This is a genomic window from Kitasatospora papulosa (assembly GCF_000717245.1).
Lineage (GTDB): Bacteria > Actinomycetota > Actinomycetes > Streptomycetales > Streptomycetaceae > Streptomyces > Streptomyces papulosus.
Window position 1 is genome coordinate 149,050 of sequence record NZ_JNYQ01000008.1, and the last position, 13,795, is coordinate 162,844.

13 protein-coding genes are annotated in these 13,795 nt (G+C 71.9%); 6 read left to right on the forward strand and 7 right to left on the reverse strand.

Features of this window, described 5'->3' with window-relative positions; all coding sequences use genetic code 11:
* Window positions 1–28: 28 nt before the first annotated feature.
* Window positions 29–421, forward strand: a complete 393-nt coding sequence (locus IA22_RS0121945) for a hypothetical protein (RefSeq protein WP_014152645.1) — start codon at window positions 29–31, stop codon at window positions 419–421.
* Window positions 422–686: 265 nt separating this feature from the next.
* Window positions 687–2,171 carry a SulP family inorganic anion transporter gene (locus IA22_RS0121955; protein WP_015579772.1) on the forward strand — a complete coding sequence of 495 codons (1,485 nt, stop codon included), beginning with the start codon at window positions 687–689 and terminating at the stop codon, window positions 2,169–2,171.
* 86 nt (window positions 2,172–2,257) lie between these two features.
* Here IA22_RS0121955 and IA22_RS0121960 read toward each other — a convergent pair whose 3' ends face one another.
* From IA22_RS0121960 to IA22_RS0121980, 5 genes are all read right to left on the reverse strand, one after another.
* Window positions 2,258–3,298 carry an NAD(P)-dependent alcohol dehydrogenase gene (locus tag IA22_RS0121960; protein ID WP_014152648.1) on the reverse strand — a complete coding sequence of 347 codons (1,041 nt, stop codon included), beginning with the start codon at window positions 3,296–3,298 and terminating at the stop codon, window positions 2,258–2,260.
* Between the two features lie 63 nt (window positions 3,299–3,361).
* Entirely contained in the window at window positions 3,362–4,138 is a 777-nt protein-coding gene (locus tag IA22_RS0121965; RefSeq protein WP_014152649.1) for an SDR family NAD(P)-dependent oxidoreductase, read from the reverse strand.
* Window positions 4,135–4,803, reverse strand: a complete 669-nt coding sequence (locus IA22_RS0121970; RefSeq protein WP_030124593.1) for a TetR family transcriptional regulator — start codon at window positions 4,801–4,803, stop codon at window positions 4,135–4,137. The genes IA22_RS0121965 and IA22_RS0121970 overlap by 4 nt, the downstream gene beginning before the upstream one ends.
* A 164-nt stretch (window positions 4,804–4,967) precedes the next feature.
* The gene (locus tag IA22_RS0121975) at window positions 4,968–7,094 is read right to left on the reverse strand and encodes an MMPL family transporter (RefSeq protein WP_030124594.1); all 2,127 of its coding nucleotides are present in this window, start codon (window positions 7,092–7,094) and stop codon (window positions 4,968–4,970) included.
* A gap of 95 nt (window positions 7,095–7,189) precedes the next feature.
* Window positions 7,190–7,684 (reverse strand): MarR family winged helix-turn-helix transcriptional regulator, encoded by a 495-nt coding sequence (locus tag IA22_RS0121980; RefSeq protein WP_030124595.1) that lies wholly within the window; start codon window positions 7,682–7,684, stop codon window positions 7,190–7,192.
* Window positions 7,685–7,849: 165 nt separating this feature from the next.
* On the opposite strand from IA22_RS0121980, the gene IA22_RS0121985 reads away from it, so the two are divergent.
* From IA22_RS0121985 to IA22_RS0122000, 4 genes are all read left to right on the forward strand, one after another.
* The gene (locus tag IA22_RS0121985) at window positions 7,850–8,845 is read left to right on the forward strand and encodes a sporulation protein (protein WP_030124596.1); all 996 of its coding nucleotides are present in this window, start codon (window positions 7,850–7,852) and stop codon (window positions 8,843–8,845) included.
* A 127-nt stretch (window positions 8,846–8,972) separates the two neighbouring features.
* Window positions 8,973–9,212, forward strand: coding sequence for a twin-arginine translocase TatA/TatE family subunit (locus tag IA22_RS0121990; RefSeq protein WP_014152654.1), 240 nt, complete (start codon window positions 8,973–8,975; stop codon window positions 9,210–9,212).
* Window positions 9,213–9,342: 130 nt separating this feature from the next.
* On the forward strand, window positions 9,343–10,854 hold the full coding sequence (locus IA22_RS0121995) for an SDR family oxidoreductase (RefSeq protein ID WP_014152655.1): 1,512 nt from the start codon (window positions 9,343–9,345) through the stop codon (window positions 10,852–10,854).
* Window positions 10,851–12,230 carry a cryptochrome/photolyase family protein gene (locus IA22_RS0122000; protein WP_030124597.1) on the forward strand — a complete coding sequence of 460 codons (1,380 nt, stop codon included), beginning with the start codon at window positions 10,851–10,853 and terminating at the stop codon, window positions 12,228–12,230. The genes IA22_RS0121995 and IA22_RS0122000 overlap by 4 nt, the downstream gene beginning before the upstream one ends.
* A 21-nt stretch (window positions 12,231–12,251) precedes the next feature.
* Here IA22_RS0122000 and IA22_RS0122005 read toward each other — a convergent pair whose 3' ends face one another.
* The gene (locus tag IA22_RS0122005; protein ID WP_078468449.1) at window positions 12,252–13,094 is read right to left on the reverse strand and encodes a DUF1206 domain-containing protein; all 843 of its coding nucleotides are present in this window, start codon (window positions 13,092–13,094) and stop codon (window positions 12,252–12,254) included.
* A 42-nt stretch (window positions 13,095–13,136) separates the two neighbouring features.
* Window positions 13,137–13,676, reverse strand: coding sequence for a DoxX family protein (locus IA22_RS0122010; protein ID WP_014152658.1), 540 nt, complete (start codon window positions 13,674–13,676; stop codon window positions 13,137–13,139).
* Window positions 13,677–13,795 lie beyond the last annotated feature (119 nt).

Consider the following 13,795-nt stretch of genomic DNA (forward strand, 5'->3'; position numbering starts at 1 on the left):
CAAGTGGCATCCATGAGGAGGTGAAGGGGTGCGCGCAGCGACCGTACGTTTCGTGCTCGCGTTCCTGATGAGCTTCCTATTGGCCCCGTACTCCGGCACGGCTTCGGCCGACGCGCATACGTACGGACCGGGAATGCGGGCCGACGGCGTCCCGGACGCCACCACCGGAGCGGCGCACCTCGCCCACGGCCCCTGCGGCACGGCCGAGCGCGGGAGCGAGCCGAGCGGCCTCCTGCGTCACCGGGACCGGCATCGCACCGCGACGGCACCCGCTTCCGAGACCCCGCCGCGTTCCGTGGTGACGCGGGACGCCGACGGCGCGGTCGCCCCGGCGGCCTTCGCCGCGCTGGGCAACGCGCCCCACAGCTCCAGATCCTCCGGCGCGCACTCCTCCCCCGCTCTTCAGGTGTTCCGCTGCTGAGCTGACCCGGCACCCGGCTCACCCGCCCCTCCCGCTCGCGCCCTGCGGGACACGTCGACGAGGGGTCGCGCCGACGTGCCCTCCGGCCCCCGTTCTCGTACGCGTACCGACGCGCCGGTCTCCGGCGCGCCAGGAGGAACACCGTCATGCATGCACTCTTCGAACATCACGCGGTGGACGTACCGCATCTCAGCGACAGCGCCGTCTGGGCACCTCCGCCCGGCGACGTACGCTCCGCCCCCTTCCGCACGGGATGAGGGCCGCCATGGACCGCGTCCGCACGTTCCCGTACCTGCGGCAGGACTTCGCCGCGTCACTCGTCGTCTTCCTGGTCGCGCTGCCCCTGTGCGTGGGGGTCGCCGTCGCGTCGGGGGTCCCGGCCGAACTGGGCCTCGTCACCGGCATCGTGGGCGGAATCGTCACCGGCCTGATGCGGGGCAGCAGTCTCCAGGTGTCCGGGCCGGCCGCCGGTCTGACCGTGCTCGTCTTCGAGGCCGTCCAGTCCTTCGGGCTCCCCGCTCTCGGGGTGATCGTGCTGACAACCGGACTGCTGCAAGTGGGCATGGGCGCCCTGCGGCTGGGCCGCTGGTTCCGGGCCATCTCGATCTCGGTCGTCGAAGGCATGCTCGCCGGCATCGGCCTCGTCCTCATCGCGGGTCAGCTCTACGCGGCGGCCGGTGTCGACGCGCCGGTCTCCGGCACGGGCAAGGTCACCGGAATTCCCGGGCTGCTGGTGGACGCGGTGTCCAGTCCCGCGGCGCTCACCTCACTCGCGCTCGGCGCCTGCACCATCGCCCTGGTGGTGGGGTGGAGCAGGATGCCGAAGCGGGTGCGGGCCGTTCCGGGCGCCCTCGCCGCGGTCGTGCTGGCCACCCTCGCCACACTGGCGTTCGACCTGCCGGTCGAGACGGTCCGGGTCCAGGGTCTGCTCGACGCCGTCCAGGTTCCCGCGCTGTCCGAGTTCGGCGGGCTCGCGACGCTGAGCCTGCTCGGGACCGTCGCGGCCTTCACCCTGATCGCCTCCGCGGAGAGCCTGTTCAGCGCGGCGGCGGTGGACCGGCTGCACGACGGACCGCGCACCCAGTACGACAAGGAGCTGATGGCGCAGGGCACGGGCAACACGGTGTGCGGCATCCTCGGCGCGCTGCCGATGACCGCGGTCATCGTCCGCAGCTCGGCGAACGTGCAGGCGGGCGCGCGGACCCGGGCCTCGCGGGTGCTGCACGGTGTGTGGCTGCTCCTGTTCGCGGCGCTGCTCCCGTCCGCGCTGGCCCTCATCCCGCTGCCCGCCCTCGCGGGCATCCTCATCCACGCCGGGTGGAAGCTGATTCCGCTGCGGTCGCTGGTGCCCCTGTGGCGTGAGCACCGCGGCGAGGCGCTGATCCTGGTCGTCACGGCCGTGGCCATCGTGACGATCAACATGTTCGAGGGCGTGCTGATCGGCCTGGCCCTCTCGGTGGCGAAGGCGGCCTGGGACGCCTCCCACATCAAGCTGGAGGTCGTCGACAGCAGTCCCGACGGGGTCCGGGCACGGCTCTCGGGCAACGCGACGTTCCTGCGGCTGCCGAAAATACTGGACAGCCTGGAGGCCCTGCCCGACGACCGGCCCGTCTCCCTGGACCTCTCCGGTCTGCACCATCTGGATCACGCCTGCCGCACCGCCCTGGAGAACTGGGCGGAGAGGCACAGCTCCTCGGGCACCGAGCCCGTGCGGCTGACCCGGGACGACGTGGTGACGACTGCCCCGTAGACGGGTTCCCGAGCCTCCGGCTCGTGGACGCACTTCGGCTCGCCGGGGCGCCTTCGACAGGCGTCCCGGCGAGCCGCAGCAGGTGTTCAGCCGTTGGGCAGGATGACCGCGCGGCCGTTGATCTTGCCCGCGTGGAGCCGCTCGTAGGCGAGCGGGGCCTCGTCGATGGAGTACGTCTCGACGTGCACGTCGACGGCTCCCGCGTGGGCCAGTTCGATGACCTCGGCGAGCTCCTTGCGCGAGCCCCAGTACGGCGCGGTGACCGAGGTGGAGAACGGCAGGACCCCGAATCCGACGGGCAGCAGTCCGCCGCCGATGCCGACGATGGTGACGTCGCTGTCGACGGAGGCCATCGCGCCGGCCGCCTTCACGGTCGGCTCGGCACCGACGAAGTCGAAGACGACCTTGGCACCGATGCCGCCGGTGAGTTCGCGGACCTTGGCGGCGGCGTTCTCGTCGGACAGCACGGCCTCGTGGGCGCCGACCGCACGCGCGAGGGACAGCTTCTCCTCGGTGACGTCGAGCGCGACGACCCGGACGGCGGTCATGGCGCGCAGGAGCTGGATGGCGACGTGGCCGAGGCCTCCGGTGCCGATGACCACGGCGGTGGCGCCGGGCAGGAGTTTCGGCAGCGAGCGCTTGATCGCGTGGTACGGCGTGAGGCCCGCGTCGGTCAGCGAGACCGTCTTGACCGGGTCCAGGTCGCCGATCGGCGTCAGATGACGGGCGTCGTCGACGATCATGTACTCGGCCATCGCACCCGGGTTGCCGAGTCCGGGCGGGTTGATGCCGAGGTCGGCCGCCCGCAGGCAGTAGTTCTCGCGGCCTTCCGCGCAGTTCACGCAGGTACCGCAGCCCCACGGGCCGTAGACGGCGACCGAGTCGCCGACGGAGACGCCCACGGCGCCCTCGCCGAGCGCGGCGACCGTGCCGACGCCCTCGTGGCCGAGGGTGAGCGGGAGTTCGTAGGGGAACCCCTCGGCGGGCCAGCTCATCACGGCGATGTCCGAGTGGCAGACACCCGCGGCGGTGACCTTCAGCAGGATCTGACCGGGTCCGGCCACGGGCTCCGGTATCTCGACGACCTCGGGCGCGGCACCCACGGTGCGGTACTGGACGGCTTTCATGACTCTCCTTCGTTCTCCGTACTTCCTTTGTGACCCTCGTGGTGGCGGTGCGCCACTCGGGGGTCAGGACGCGGAGTAGCCGCCGTCCACCAGGTGGTAGCTGCCGTGGATGAAGGAGGCCCGGTCGGAGAGCAGGAAGGCGGTGAGCTCGGCGACCTCCTCCGACGTGCCGAGGCGGCCCGCCGGGTGCAGGGAGACGAGGTGGTCCCGGGCGGGGCCGTCGGTGTCGCGGAGCAGGGGGGTGTCGATGAAGCCGGGGCCGACGGCGTTGATGCGGACGTTCTGTGCCGCGTACTCGAGTGCCGCGCTCTTGGTCAGGCCGACGACACCGTGCTTGGCGGCGGCGTACGCCGGGGAGCCCGCGAAGCCGTTGGTGCCGAGGATCGACGAGATGTTGACGACGGCGCCGCCGCCTGCGGCCAGGATGGCCGGGAGTTCGTAGCGCATCGAGTAGAAGACGCCGCTGAGGTTGGTGGCGACGACCCTGTTCCAGTCCTCGATGCCGTACTCGCCGGTGGGCAGGGAGGGGCCGCCGATGCCTGCGTTGTTCACGGCGAGGTGCAGGCCGCCGAACGTGTCGACGACGAAGCGCACGCCCGCCTCGACGGAGGCCGGGTCGGTGACGTCGAGGGCGACGGCCGCGGCGCGGGCGCCGGTGGCCTCCAGTTCGGCGGCGGCCTTGCGGGCGCTCTCCTCGTTGTGGTCGGCGACGACGACGGCCGCACCGCTCGCGGCGAGCCGCCGGGAGAGGGCGAGGCCGATGCCGGACGCGCCGCCGGTGACGAGGGCGACCTTGCCGGCGAACTCCGCCTCGTAGGCGGTGGGGAGGTGGGTGCTCATGATGTGCTTCCTTGCGTGGTGCTGTGGGGCGCCGGCCCGTCCTGCCGGGATTCCAGCAGGTCCGTGGAGAGGGCGTCGAAGGCGTGTACGACGAACTCGGGCAGGGCGGCCGGACGGCCGCCCCGTACCCAGGCCGCCTGGGCCGCGAGGAGCGCTCCGGCTCCCGCGGCGACGGTCACGGCGGGACGCAGGTCCTGCCGCGGGTCGACACCGAGACGTTCCGCGAGAATCGCCACCGACTCCTCCTGGGCGTCCACCCGTATGTGGTGGTACGCCGCGTACAGAGTGGGTTCCTCCTCGGCCATGGCCAGCAGGTCGAAGACGCGTGGCCGCAGGTGCCAGGGCTCCGCCTCCGCGTCCGACAGCCATGCGAGGACGGCACGACGGTAGGCGGTGAGCGGCGGCTCGGCCGGGGGGCGCTCGCGGAGCGCTCGGTTGATCCTGTCGCCGTCGCCCCGCACTGTGTCGAGGACGGCGGCCTCCTTGCTCGGGAAGTACCGGCTGAAGGTGCGCCGGTCGACGTCGGCCGCCTGCGCGATCTCCTCGACCGTCACATCGCGCAGACCGCGGTCGAGTACGAGATCGAACGCGCTCCGCGCCAGTGCGTCCCGGGTCCGTCGCGCCTTGCGGCTGCGCCGTTCCGGGGCATTCCCTGTCTCAGGCATGGTTGCATCGTACACCTTAAAATGTCCCGGTGGGACATCTGTCCCGACGGGACATCGTGGCCCCGACTCCCTCCCGGCAACGGAAAGGGGCCGGGGCACCGTACGGCCGCCCCGGCCCCCTGCCCGCCACCCGCACACGCTCCGCCGGTGGCAGCGGCCTCGCGCTACGTCAGCGATTCCGCCTTCTCCGGCGTCTCCTCACGGCTCCGGCTGAGGACGCCGGGCCACCAGGCGGTGGGGCCGATGTCCCTGACGAGAGCGGGCACCAGGAGCGAGCGGACGACGAGGGTGTCCAGCAGGACACCGAACGCCACGATGAACGCGATCTGCACGAGGAAGGCGAGGGGAATGACCCCCAGCGCCGCGAAGGTGGCCGCCAGGACGACGCCTGCCGAGGTGATGACCCCGCCCGTGGTGGTCAGCCCGCGCAGTACGCCCTGCCGGGTGCCGTGGATCAGGGACTCCTCGCGGACCCGGGACATCAGGAAGATGTTGTAGTCGACACCCAGGGCGACCAGGAAGACGAATCCGTACAGCGGCACGGAGGAGTCGGTCCCGCTGAAGCCGAAGACGTGCTCGAAGACCAGCGACGAGATTCCCAGGGTCGCGAGGAAGTTGAGCGCCACCGTGGCCACCAGGAGCAGCGGCATCAGCAGCGAGCGGAGCAGGCCGATCAGGATGACGAGGATGATGACCAGCACCACCGGGACGATGATGTTGCGGTCGTGTTCCGCGGTCTTCTGCGTGTCGTACTGCTGCGCCGTGTAGCCGCCGACGAGCGCGTCGGCGCCCGGCACGGCGTGGACCGCGTCGCGCAGCTTCGTGATCGTCTCCTTGGCGGCGTCACTGTCGGCCGCGGCCGACAGGGTGGCGTCGATGCGGACCCGGCCGTCCACCACGAGCGGTTCCCCGGCCCCCGGACGCCCGGAGGAGGACATCACGGAGACGCTCGCGACTCCGGGAACCTTCTCGGCCGCGGCGGCCACCTGCTTCGACCGGTCCGCGCCCGCGATGACGACCGCGGGGTTGCCCGATCCACCGGGGAAGTGGCGGCCCAGGGTCTCCTGCGCGGTGACGGACGGCGCCTCGTTGACGAAGATCTCCTCGAGCGGCACGCCCTTGGAGTTCAGCGTGGGCATGAAAGCGGCGCAGGCGACGAGGCCGACCAGCGTGACGGCCCACACCTTGCGCGGGGAGCGGTCCACCAGGCCCGCCACGCGCGACCAGATGCCCGTCGAGCCGGCTTCCGGCTCGGCCTGGCCCTTCTTCGGGCCGGACGGCCAGTACGCGGCCCTGCCGAGCAGGACCAGGACGGCAGGCAGGAAGGTGAGGGCGCTCAGGACGGAGCAGACGATGCCGATGGCCCCCACGGGGCCGAGCGCGCGGTTGTTGGTGAGGTCGCTGAGCAGGAGTGCGAGCAGCCCCAGGGCCACGGTGGCGGCGCTCGCGGCGATCGGGCCCGCGGACTCACGGAGCGCGGCGCGCATCGCCGTCCAGCGGTCGGGGCACCGCCCGAGCTCCTCGCGGAACCGCGCGGTGAGCAGCAGCGCGTAGTCGGTCGCCGCTCCGATCACCAGGATCGAGAGGATGCCCTGGACCTGGCCGTCGACGCGGACGATGTCGTGGTCGGCCAGGACGTAGACGATCGCGCAGGAGACGCCGAGCGCGAAGACGGCGCCGACGATGATGATCAGGGGCAGCAGAACGCTCCGGTAGACCAGGAGCAGGATGACGAGCACGGTCACCAGGGCGACGCCGAGCAGCAGTCCGTCGATCCCGGCGAAGGCGTCCGACAGATCGGCCTGGGAGGCCGCGGGGCCCGCGAGGCCGACGACCGTTCCGGGCACCTTCTCCGCGGCGCTCCGGATCTCCGCCAGGGCGTCGGGGAGTTCGTCGCCGAGGTCCGGCTTCAGCTGGACGACGCCCTCCAGCGCCTTGCGGTCGTCGGACAGCAGCGCGGGGCTCACCTCTCCGGTGACGCCCGTCCCGCCCTTGACCGAAGCGAGGGCGGCCGTGGCCTCCTTCTGCTGCTGCGGGCCCAGCTCCTCCCCCTCGGCCGATGTCCAGACCACGACGGCGGGCACGGTCTCCTGGCTGCTGAAAGCCTTCTGTGCCTCGACGACCCGTGTGGACTCGGCGCTCTGGGGCAGGAAGGAGGCCTGGTCGTTGGTTGCTACCTCCCCGAGCTTCCCCGCGTACGAGCCGAAGGCGCCGCCCACGACGAGCCAGGCCAGTACGAGGAAGACAGGTACAAGAAACAGCCGGCGAACCGGCTTCGATGCGGTGGACATGGCACTCCTGGGTCGGCCGCTATCTCTCAATCATGATGTATCTCAATGATCGAGATTACATGGTCCGCGGAGTACTTTCGCACCGGCACGGCGGGTCAGCGCCGAGGGACCTGCATACGGGAGAGTTCGCCGTTCATCCGGGCGAGGAAGCGGAGCGCCGCCTCCAGCTCCTGGGGCCCGGAGGCGGCGCGCGCACCGGCCGCCGCCTCGGCCAGGGGCATGAAGAAGGAGCGCGCGGCGGACCTGGCCCCGGACTCGTAGTAGAGATGCACGACCCGGCGGTCGGAGCTCTCCCGCGCGCGCCGGATGTGCCCCGCGCGCTCCAGCCGGTCCAGGCACGCGGTGACCGCCCCGGACGTCAGACCGAGGTGCTCACGCAGGCGGCCCGGGGTCAGCGGCGTATCCGAGTCGAGGATCGCGCCGAGGGCCTGCACATCCGTGGCGTGCAGACCCTGAGCGTGCGCGAAGGCATGGACCAGCCGGTTGATCTCGCCGTTCATGCGGCGCAGCTCCACGGCGAGGGCCTGGAGCTCCTGCACCCCGGTCGCCGGCACGCCCGATCCGTCGCGAGGGTCGTCTGCAGTGTCCACCGCCCCATGATAGGGCGCACCGGACGACACACCGACGCCCTCCCCGACCTGGGCGAAAGCCACTCACGCGGCCCATCTCGCCTCTATACTTCTACAGTTGTGTAGAAACGCGGCTGAACGCGTTCTCCGCGTACGGAAGAAGAAGAAGAAGGAGTGGACGCCACGATGGTGTTCAAGAAGCTGCTCGGTTCGCTCGGCGTGGGCGGGCCCACCGTGGACACGGTACTGCGGCCGGGTGCGGTCGTTCCCGGCGGCGGGCTGAGCGGCGAGGTCCGGCTGAGGGGCGGCAGCACCGATTCCACGATCGAGCACATCACGCTGGAACTGGTCGCCCACGTGGAGGCGGAGCACGAGGACGGCGAGGCGGAAGGAGCCGTGGTCTTCGAGCGCTTCACCGTCGCCGGCGGTTTCGTGCTGGCGGAAGGCGAGGAGCGCGACGTCCAGTTCACGCTGACGCTCCCGTGGGAGACCCCGGTCACCGAACTCTACGGCCAGGACCTCGGCATCGTCCTCGGGGTGCGTACGGAGCTGTCGGTGTCCGGGGCCAGGGACAAGGGCGACCTCGACCGGCTCACCGTGGGCCCTCTGCCCGCCCAGGAAGCCGTACTGGAGGCCTTCGGACAGCTCGGGTTCGGCTTCCGGTCCGCCGATCTCGAACTGGGGCACATCGGCGGCAGCGGTCAGCGGCTGCCCTTCTACCAGGAGATCGAGCTCTCCCCCGCCCCGCAGTACGCGGACCGGATCAACGAGATCGAGGTGACCTTCCTGGCCGGCCCGGACGCCCTGGAGGTCGTGCTGGAGGCGGACAAGCGGGGAGGCCGCTTCTCCGGCGGCGGCGACGCACTCGGCCGTCACACCGTGGGCCACCACGAGGTCCAGGGGCGCGACTGGGCCACCGAGGTGGACGGCTGGATCCGGTCGCTCGCCGAGGCCCACGCCTCGTACGGGGCGCACGAGACGTACGGGGCACACGAGACGTACGGGCACGGCGGCGGCCATGAGCAGCACCGCTCCGGACCCGGGATGGGCACCGTGGTCGCCGCGGGCGCGGCGGGTGTCGCCGTGGGCGTCGTGGGCGGCCTGGTCGCCGCCGAAGTGGTCGACGAGGTGGGTGACTTCTTCGAGGGCGACGAGGAGGAAGAGGAGGGCGACGAGGGCTGAGGCGGGGCGCGCGACACCCTGCCATCCCTTTCTACAGTGCTGTAGATTTGGCTCGCCGCCGCGGCACGGGTGAGCCCCCGGACCGCCGGAAGATCGCTCCACACCCACCAGGGAGAAGACAGCCGTCATGTTCGGAATCAGCGAGATCGCGATCTTCCTCATCATCGCCATCCTGATATTCGGCGCCAAGAAGCTGCCCGAACTGGCCCGTTCCATGGGCAAGTCGGCCCGGATCCTGAAGAGCGAGGCGCAGGCGCTCAAGTCCGACGGCAAACCCCCCGTCGTCCACCCGGAGCCGTACGCCGAGGGGGCGGACGACCCGCGTGTCATCAGGGGCACGGCCACCGAGAAGCCCGGACCTCGCTGAACCTCCCGCACCTCTGCCCGCCCCGCCACCCGGAGGGGTGGGCTTCGGCGTGTTCCGGCCCCGCCGACAAGCGGAAACCCGTGCAGGGGGACACGGTGGAAGCACGGGACACGAGCCGGAGCGAGGGGCCATGGAGAGCAAGGACGACGACGGCGGACTGCGGTGTCTGGTGACGGGCGCGACGGGCTACATCGGAGGCCGCCTCGTACCCGAGCTCCTGGAGGCCGGTCACCAGGTGCGCTGCCTGGCACGGACCCCGGAGAAACTGCGGGACTACCCCTGGGCGGGCGAGGTCGAGGTGGCCGAGGGGGACGTGACCGACGCGGAGTCCCTGGGCGCCGCGATGCGCGGGATCGACGTCGCCTACTACCTGGTCCACGCCCTGGCCTCCGGACCGGGCTTCGAGAAGACCGACCGCGACGCCGCGCGCACCTTCGGCGAGCAGGCCAAGGCGGCCGGGGTCCGGCGGATCGTCTACCTGGGCGGGCTCACCCCCGCGGACGTCCCCGAGCGGGACCTGTCCCCCCATCTGCGCTCGCGCGCCGAGGTCGGGCACATCCTGCTCGCGTCGGGTGTGCCGACGACCGCCCTCCGCGCCGCCGTCATCATCGGTTCGGGTTCGGCGTCCTTCGAGATGCTGCGTTACCTCACCGAGCGGCTGCCGGTCATGGTCACGCCGAGCTGGGTGTCGACACGGATCCAGCCGATCGCGGTGCGGGACGTCCTGCGCTACCTCGTGGGCAGTGCCCGGATGCCCGCCGACGTCAACCGGACCTTCGACATCGGCGGACCCGACGTGATGACGTACCGCGACATGATGCAGAAGTACGCCGAGGTGGCAACGCTCCGCAAGCGGCTGATCCTGCCGGTTCCCATGCTCTCCCCCGGCCTGTCGAGCCACTGGGTCGGCCTGGTCACCCCCGTACCGGCGTCGATCGCCCGTCCGCTCGCGGAGTCCCTGCGCTACGAGGTCGTGTGCCACGAACACGACATCGCGGAGCACGTGCCGGACGGTCCCGGGCAGCCCTTCTCCTTCGCCACCGCGCTCTCCCTCGCCCTCCAGAGGGTGCGCGAGGCGAAGGTGTCCACACGGTGGTCGTCCGCGTCCACGCCGGGCATTCCCAGCGATCCGCTCCCCACCGACCCGGACTGGGCGGGCGGGAGCCTGTACACCGACGAGCGCGAACTCGATGTGGACGCCTCCCCGGAAGCCCTGTGGCGGGTGATCGAGGGGATCGGCGGGGTCAACGGCTGGTACTCGTTCCCGTTGGCCTGGGCGGTCAGGGGCTGGCTGGACCGGCTGGTCGGAGGAGTCGGCCTGCGCCGGGGCAGGCGGGACGCCCAGCGGCTGCGGGTCGGGGACTCCCTGGACTTCTGGCGGGTCGAGGAGATCGAGCCCGGCCGGCTGCTCCGGCTGCGGGCGGAGATGCGCCTGCCCGGCCTGGCCTGGCTGGAAATGTACGCGGAGGAGGGCCGGGACGGCCGGTCGCACTACCGGCAGCGCGCCCTCTTCCATCCGTTCGGCCTCCTCGGCCACGCATACTGGTGGAGCGTGTCCCCGTTCCACGCGGTGATCTTCGGTGGGATGGCGCGCAACATCGCGCAGGCGGCGGACCGGCAGACGGAGAGTACTCAGCGATGACCGTGGCGATCGTCCTGTTCACCTCGGACCTGCGGCTGCACGACCATCCACCGCTGCACGCGGCGCTCGCCTCGTCCGACGAGGTGGTCCCGCTCTTCGTCCTGGACCCCGGTGTGGAGGCCGCCGGGTTCGCCGCACCGAACCGCCGCGCCTTCCTCGCCGACTGCCTCCGGGACCTGGACTCCGGACTCCGTGACCGCGGCGGACGTCTGGTCGTCCGCGAGGGCGAGGTCGCCGAGGAGGTCGGCAGGATCGTCTCCGAGACGGAGGCCGGCGTGGTGCACATGGCGGCAGGGATCAGCGGCTACGCGCAGCGCCGGGAGGAGCGGCTGCGGGAGGCCCTCTCCTCGGTGGGCTGCCGGCTGAGCGTGCACGACGCGGTGGTCACCGCGGTCGCGCCCGGTTCGGTGGTTCCCTCAGGGGCGGGCCGGGACCATTTCGCCGTCTTCACGCCGTACTTCCGGCGCTGGTCCGGGGAAGGTCTGCGCTCGCCGTTCGGAGCGCCCCGCAAGGTGCGCGTACCGGAGGGGCCGGGCTCGGCCGCGCTCCCGTCCCGGGCCGGTACGCGGGGGCTCTCCCCGGGCCTGGCCGAGGGCGGGGAGACCGAGGGCCGCAGGCTGTTCACCGCGTGGCGCCGCGACGGGCTCGCCTCCTACGAGGACCGCCACGACGACATGGCGGGCGACGCGACCTCACGGCTCTCGCCGCACCTGCACTTCGGCACGCTCTCCCCCACCGAGCTGGTCCACCGCGCCCGTGCCACGGGCGGGCCGGGCGCGGAGGCCTTCGTACGCCAGGTGTGCTGGCGGGACTTCCACCACCAGGTCCTGGCAGCCCGGCCCGCAGTCTCACGCTCCGACTACCGTCCGAAGCAGGACCGCTGGCGCACGGGACGGGCGGCGGAGGCCGACACCGCCGCGTGGAAGGAGGGCCGCACGGGTTATCCGGTGGTCGACGCCGCGATGCGCCAGCTCCTCCACGAGGGCTGGATGCACAACCGGGGGCGGCTGCTCACCGCGAGCTTCCTGGCCAAGACCCTGTACGTGGACTGGCGGACCGGGGCGCGTCACTTCCTGGAACTGCTCGTCGACGGGGACATCGCGAACAACCAGCTCAACTGGCAGTGGGTGGCCGGTACGGGCACGGACAGCCGGCCCAACCGGGTGCTCAATCCGGTGACGCAGGCCAAGCGGTACGACCCGGAGGGTGCCTACGTACGCCGCTGGGTGCCCGAACTCGCCGGGATCCCCGGGTCCGCCGTGCACGAGCCGTGGAAGCTGCCGCGGGAGGAGCGCCGCCGCTACGACTATCCGGAGCCGGTGGTCGGGCTGTCGGACGGGCTGGCCAGGTTCAAGGAGGCGAGGGGGCTCGACTGACGGCCGGGCCGCCCTCCCCTCTCAGACCTTGCGCCAGCGGGCGTTGGCCCAGGAGAAGAGGCCGAAGGCCGCCAGTCCGAGTGCGACGAGGACGAGGAGCCAGGGGCCTGCGGGGGTCTCGGTGAAGGAGCGCAGGGTGTCGTCCATGCCCTTGGCACGGCCGGGCTCGTGCTGGACGGCGGCCGCGATCGCGAACCCGCCGGCCGTCGCGAAGACCACGCCCCGGACGGTGCCGCCGAAGACGCCGACGACGTCGACGGCCTGACGGACGCGCTTGGACATCTCGGCCATCTTCAGGTGCTTGTGGTACTTGCGGGCGAGGGCGCGGAAGGCGATCCAGAGGCCCGCGCCCGCCACCACGGCGCCCGCGATGCCGACGATCCACGGGCCTCCGGGCCATTCGAGGGCCCGCGCGGTGACGTCGTCGGTCTGCTTGTCGCTCGAACCGCTGCCGCTCCCCTTGTCCCCGGCGGCGTAGGAGATCACGGAGTAGGAGACGAAGGCGTAGAAGACGAACCGGCCGGCCGCCATGGCGCGCTTCGTGGCCTTGTCGCCGTCGGGGCCCGCCTGGCCGAAGGCCGCCTCGGACAGCCTCCAGAGAGCCATGCCGGCCAGGGCGATACCGAGGGCCCAGAGCAGGACGTTCCCGAAGGGCTTCTCGGCTATCTCCGCGATGGCACCGCCCCGGTCGGCCTGCTTGCCGCCCCCGTCGGAGAAACCGATGCGCAGGGCGAGGATCCCGACCAGGAGGTAGATCACTCCGCGGGCGACGAAGCCGGCGCGGGCTCCCACGTCCAGAGCGCGGCTCCGTGCGGCTCTTCTCGCCTGACCACGTGCGTTCATCGACAGCGCGTTCGCATTCATGCACTGCCGGATGCCCCTGAAACGGCGATCAATGCGGGAGAACTACGCGCCGTCGCCCTCGGGCCCGCTCTGGGCGGCCGCCTGGTCCTTCGCGCGGCGGCCGACGACGGCCGCCGCGGCCAGGGCGCTGCCCGCGAAGGCGAGGGCGACGACCCAGGGCCGGTCGAGGACGTGGCAGGTGGCGTGGTCCAGGGAGTAGCGGCCGGCGCCGGTCACCCCGATCGCGGCGGCGGTGAAGCCGAGGAACGCCGGGTACTCGTAGCCTCCGCCCATCGCGAAGAATCCGGCCGGCGCGTGCACGGCGACGGCGCCCGCCATCGTGCCCGCCGCGGCTGCGCCCGCCGCGGGGGTCGCGAGGCCGAGGGCGAGCAGGAGCCCGCCGCCCGCCTCGCCCAGTCCCGCGGCCAGGGCGCTGTGCTTCGGCGGGTGGAAGCCCATGGCCTCCATCGCCGCGGTGGTCCCCTGGATACCGCCGCCGCCGAACCATCCGCCCAGTTTCTGGCTGCCGTGGGCCGCGAGAACGGCTCCCGTCCCCACCCGGAGCACGAGGAGTCCGAAGTCACGCCGGTTGATACAGGCCATGGGATGTCTCCCGTCGACGGGGCCGAGCAGAGGCGTTCAGCCGTACGGGTCCACTGTCCGCCGCGCCGGGGGCGAGGGCCGGTGGTGTTGGGCCATTCGTGTCACCGCCTTGCGATGAC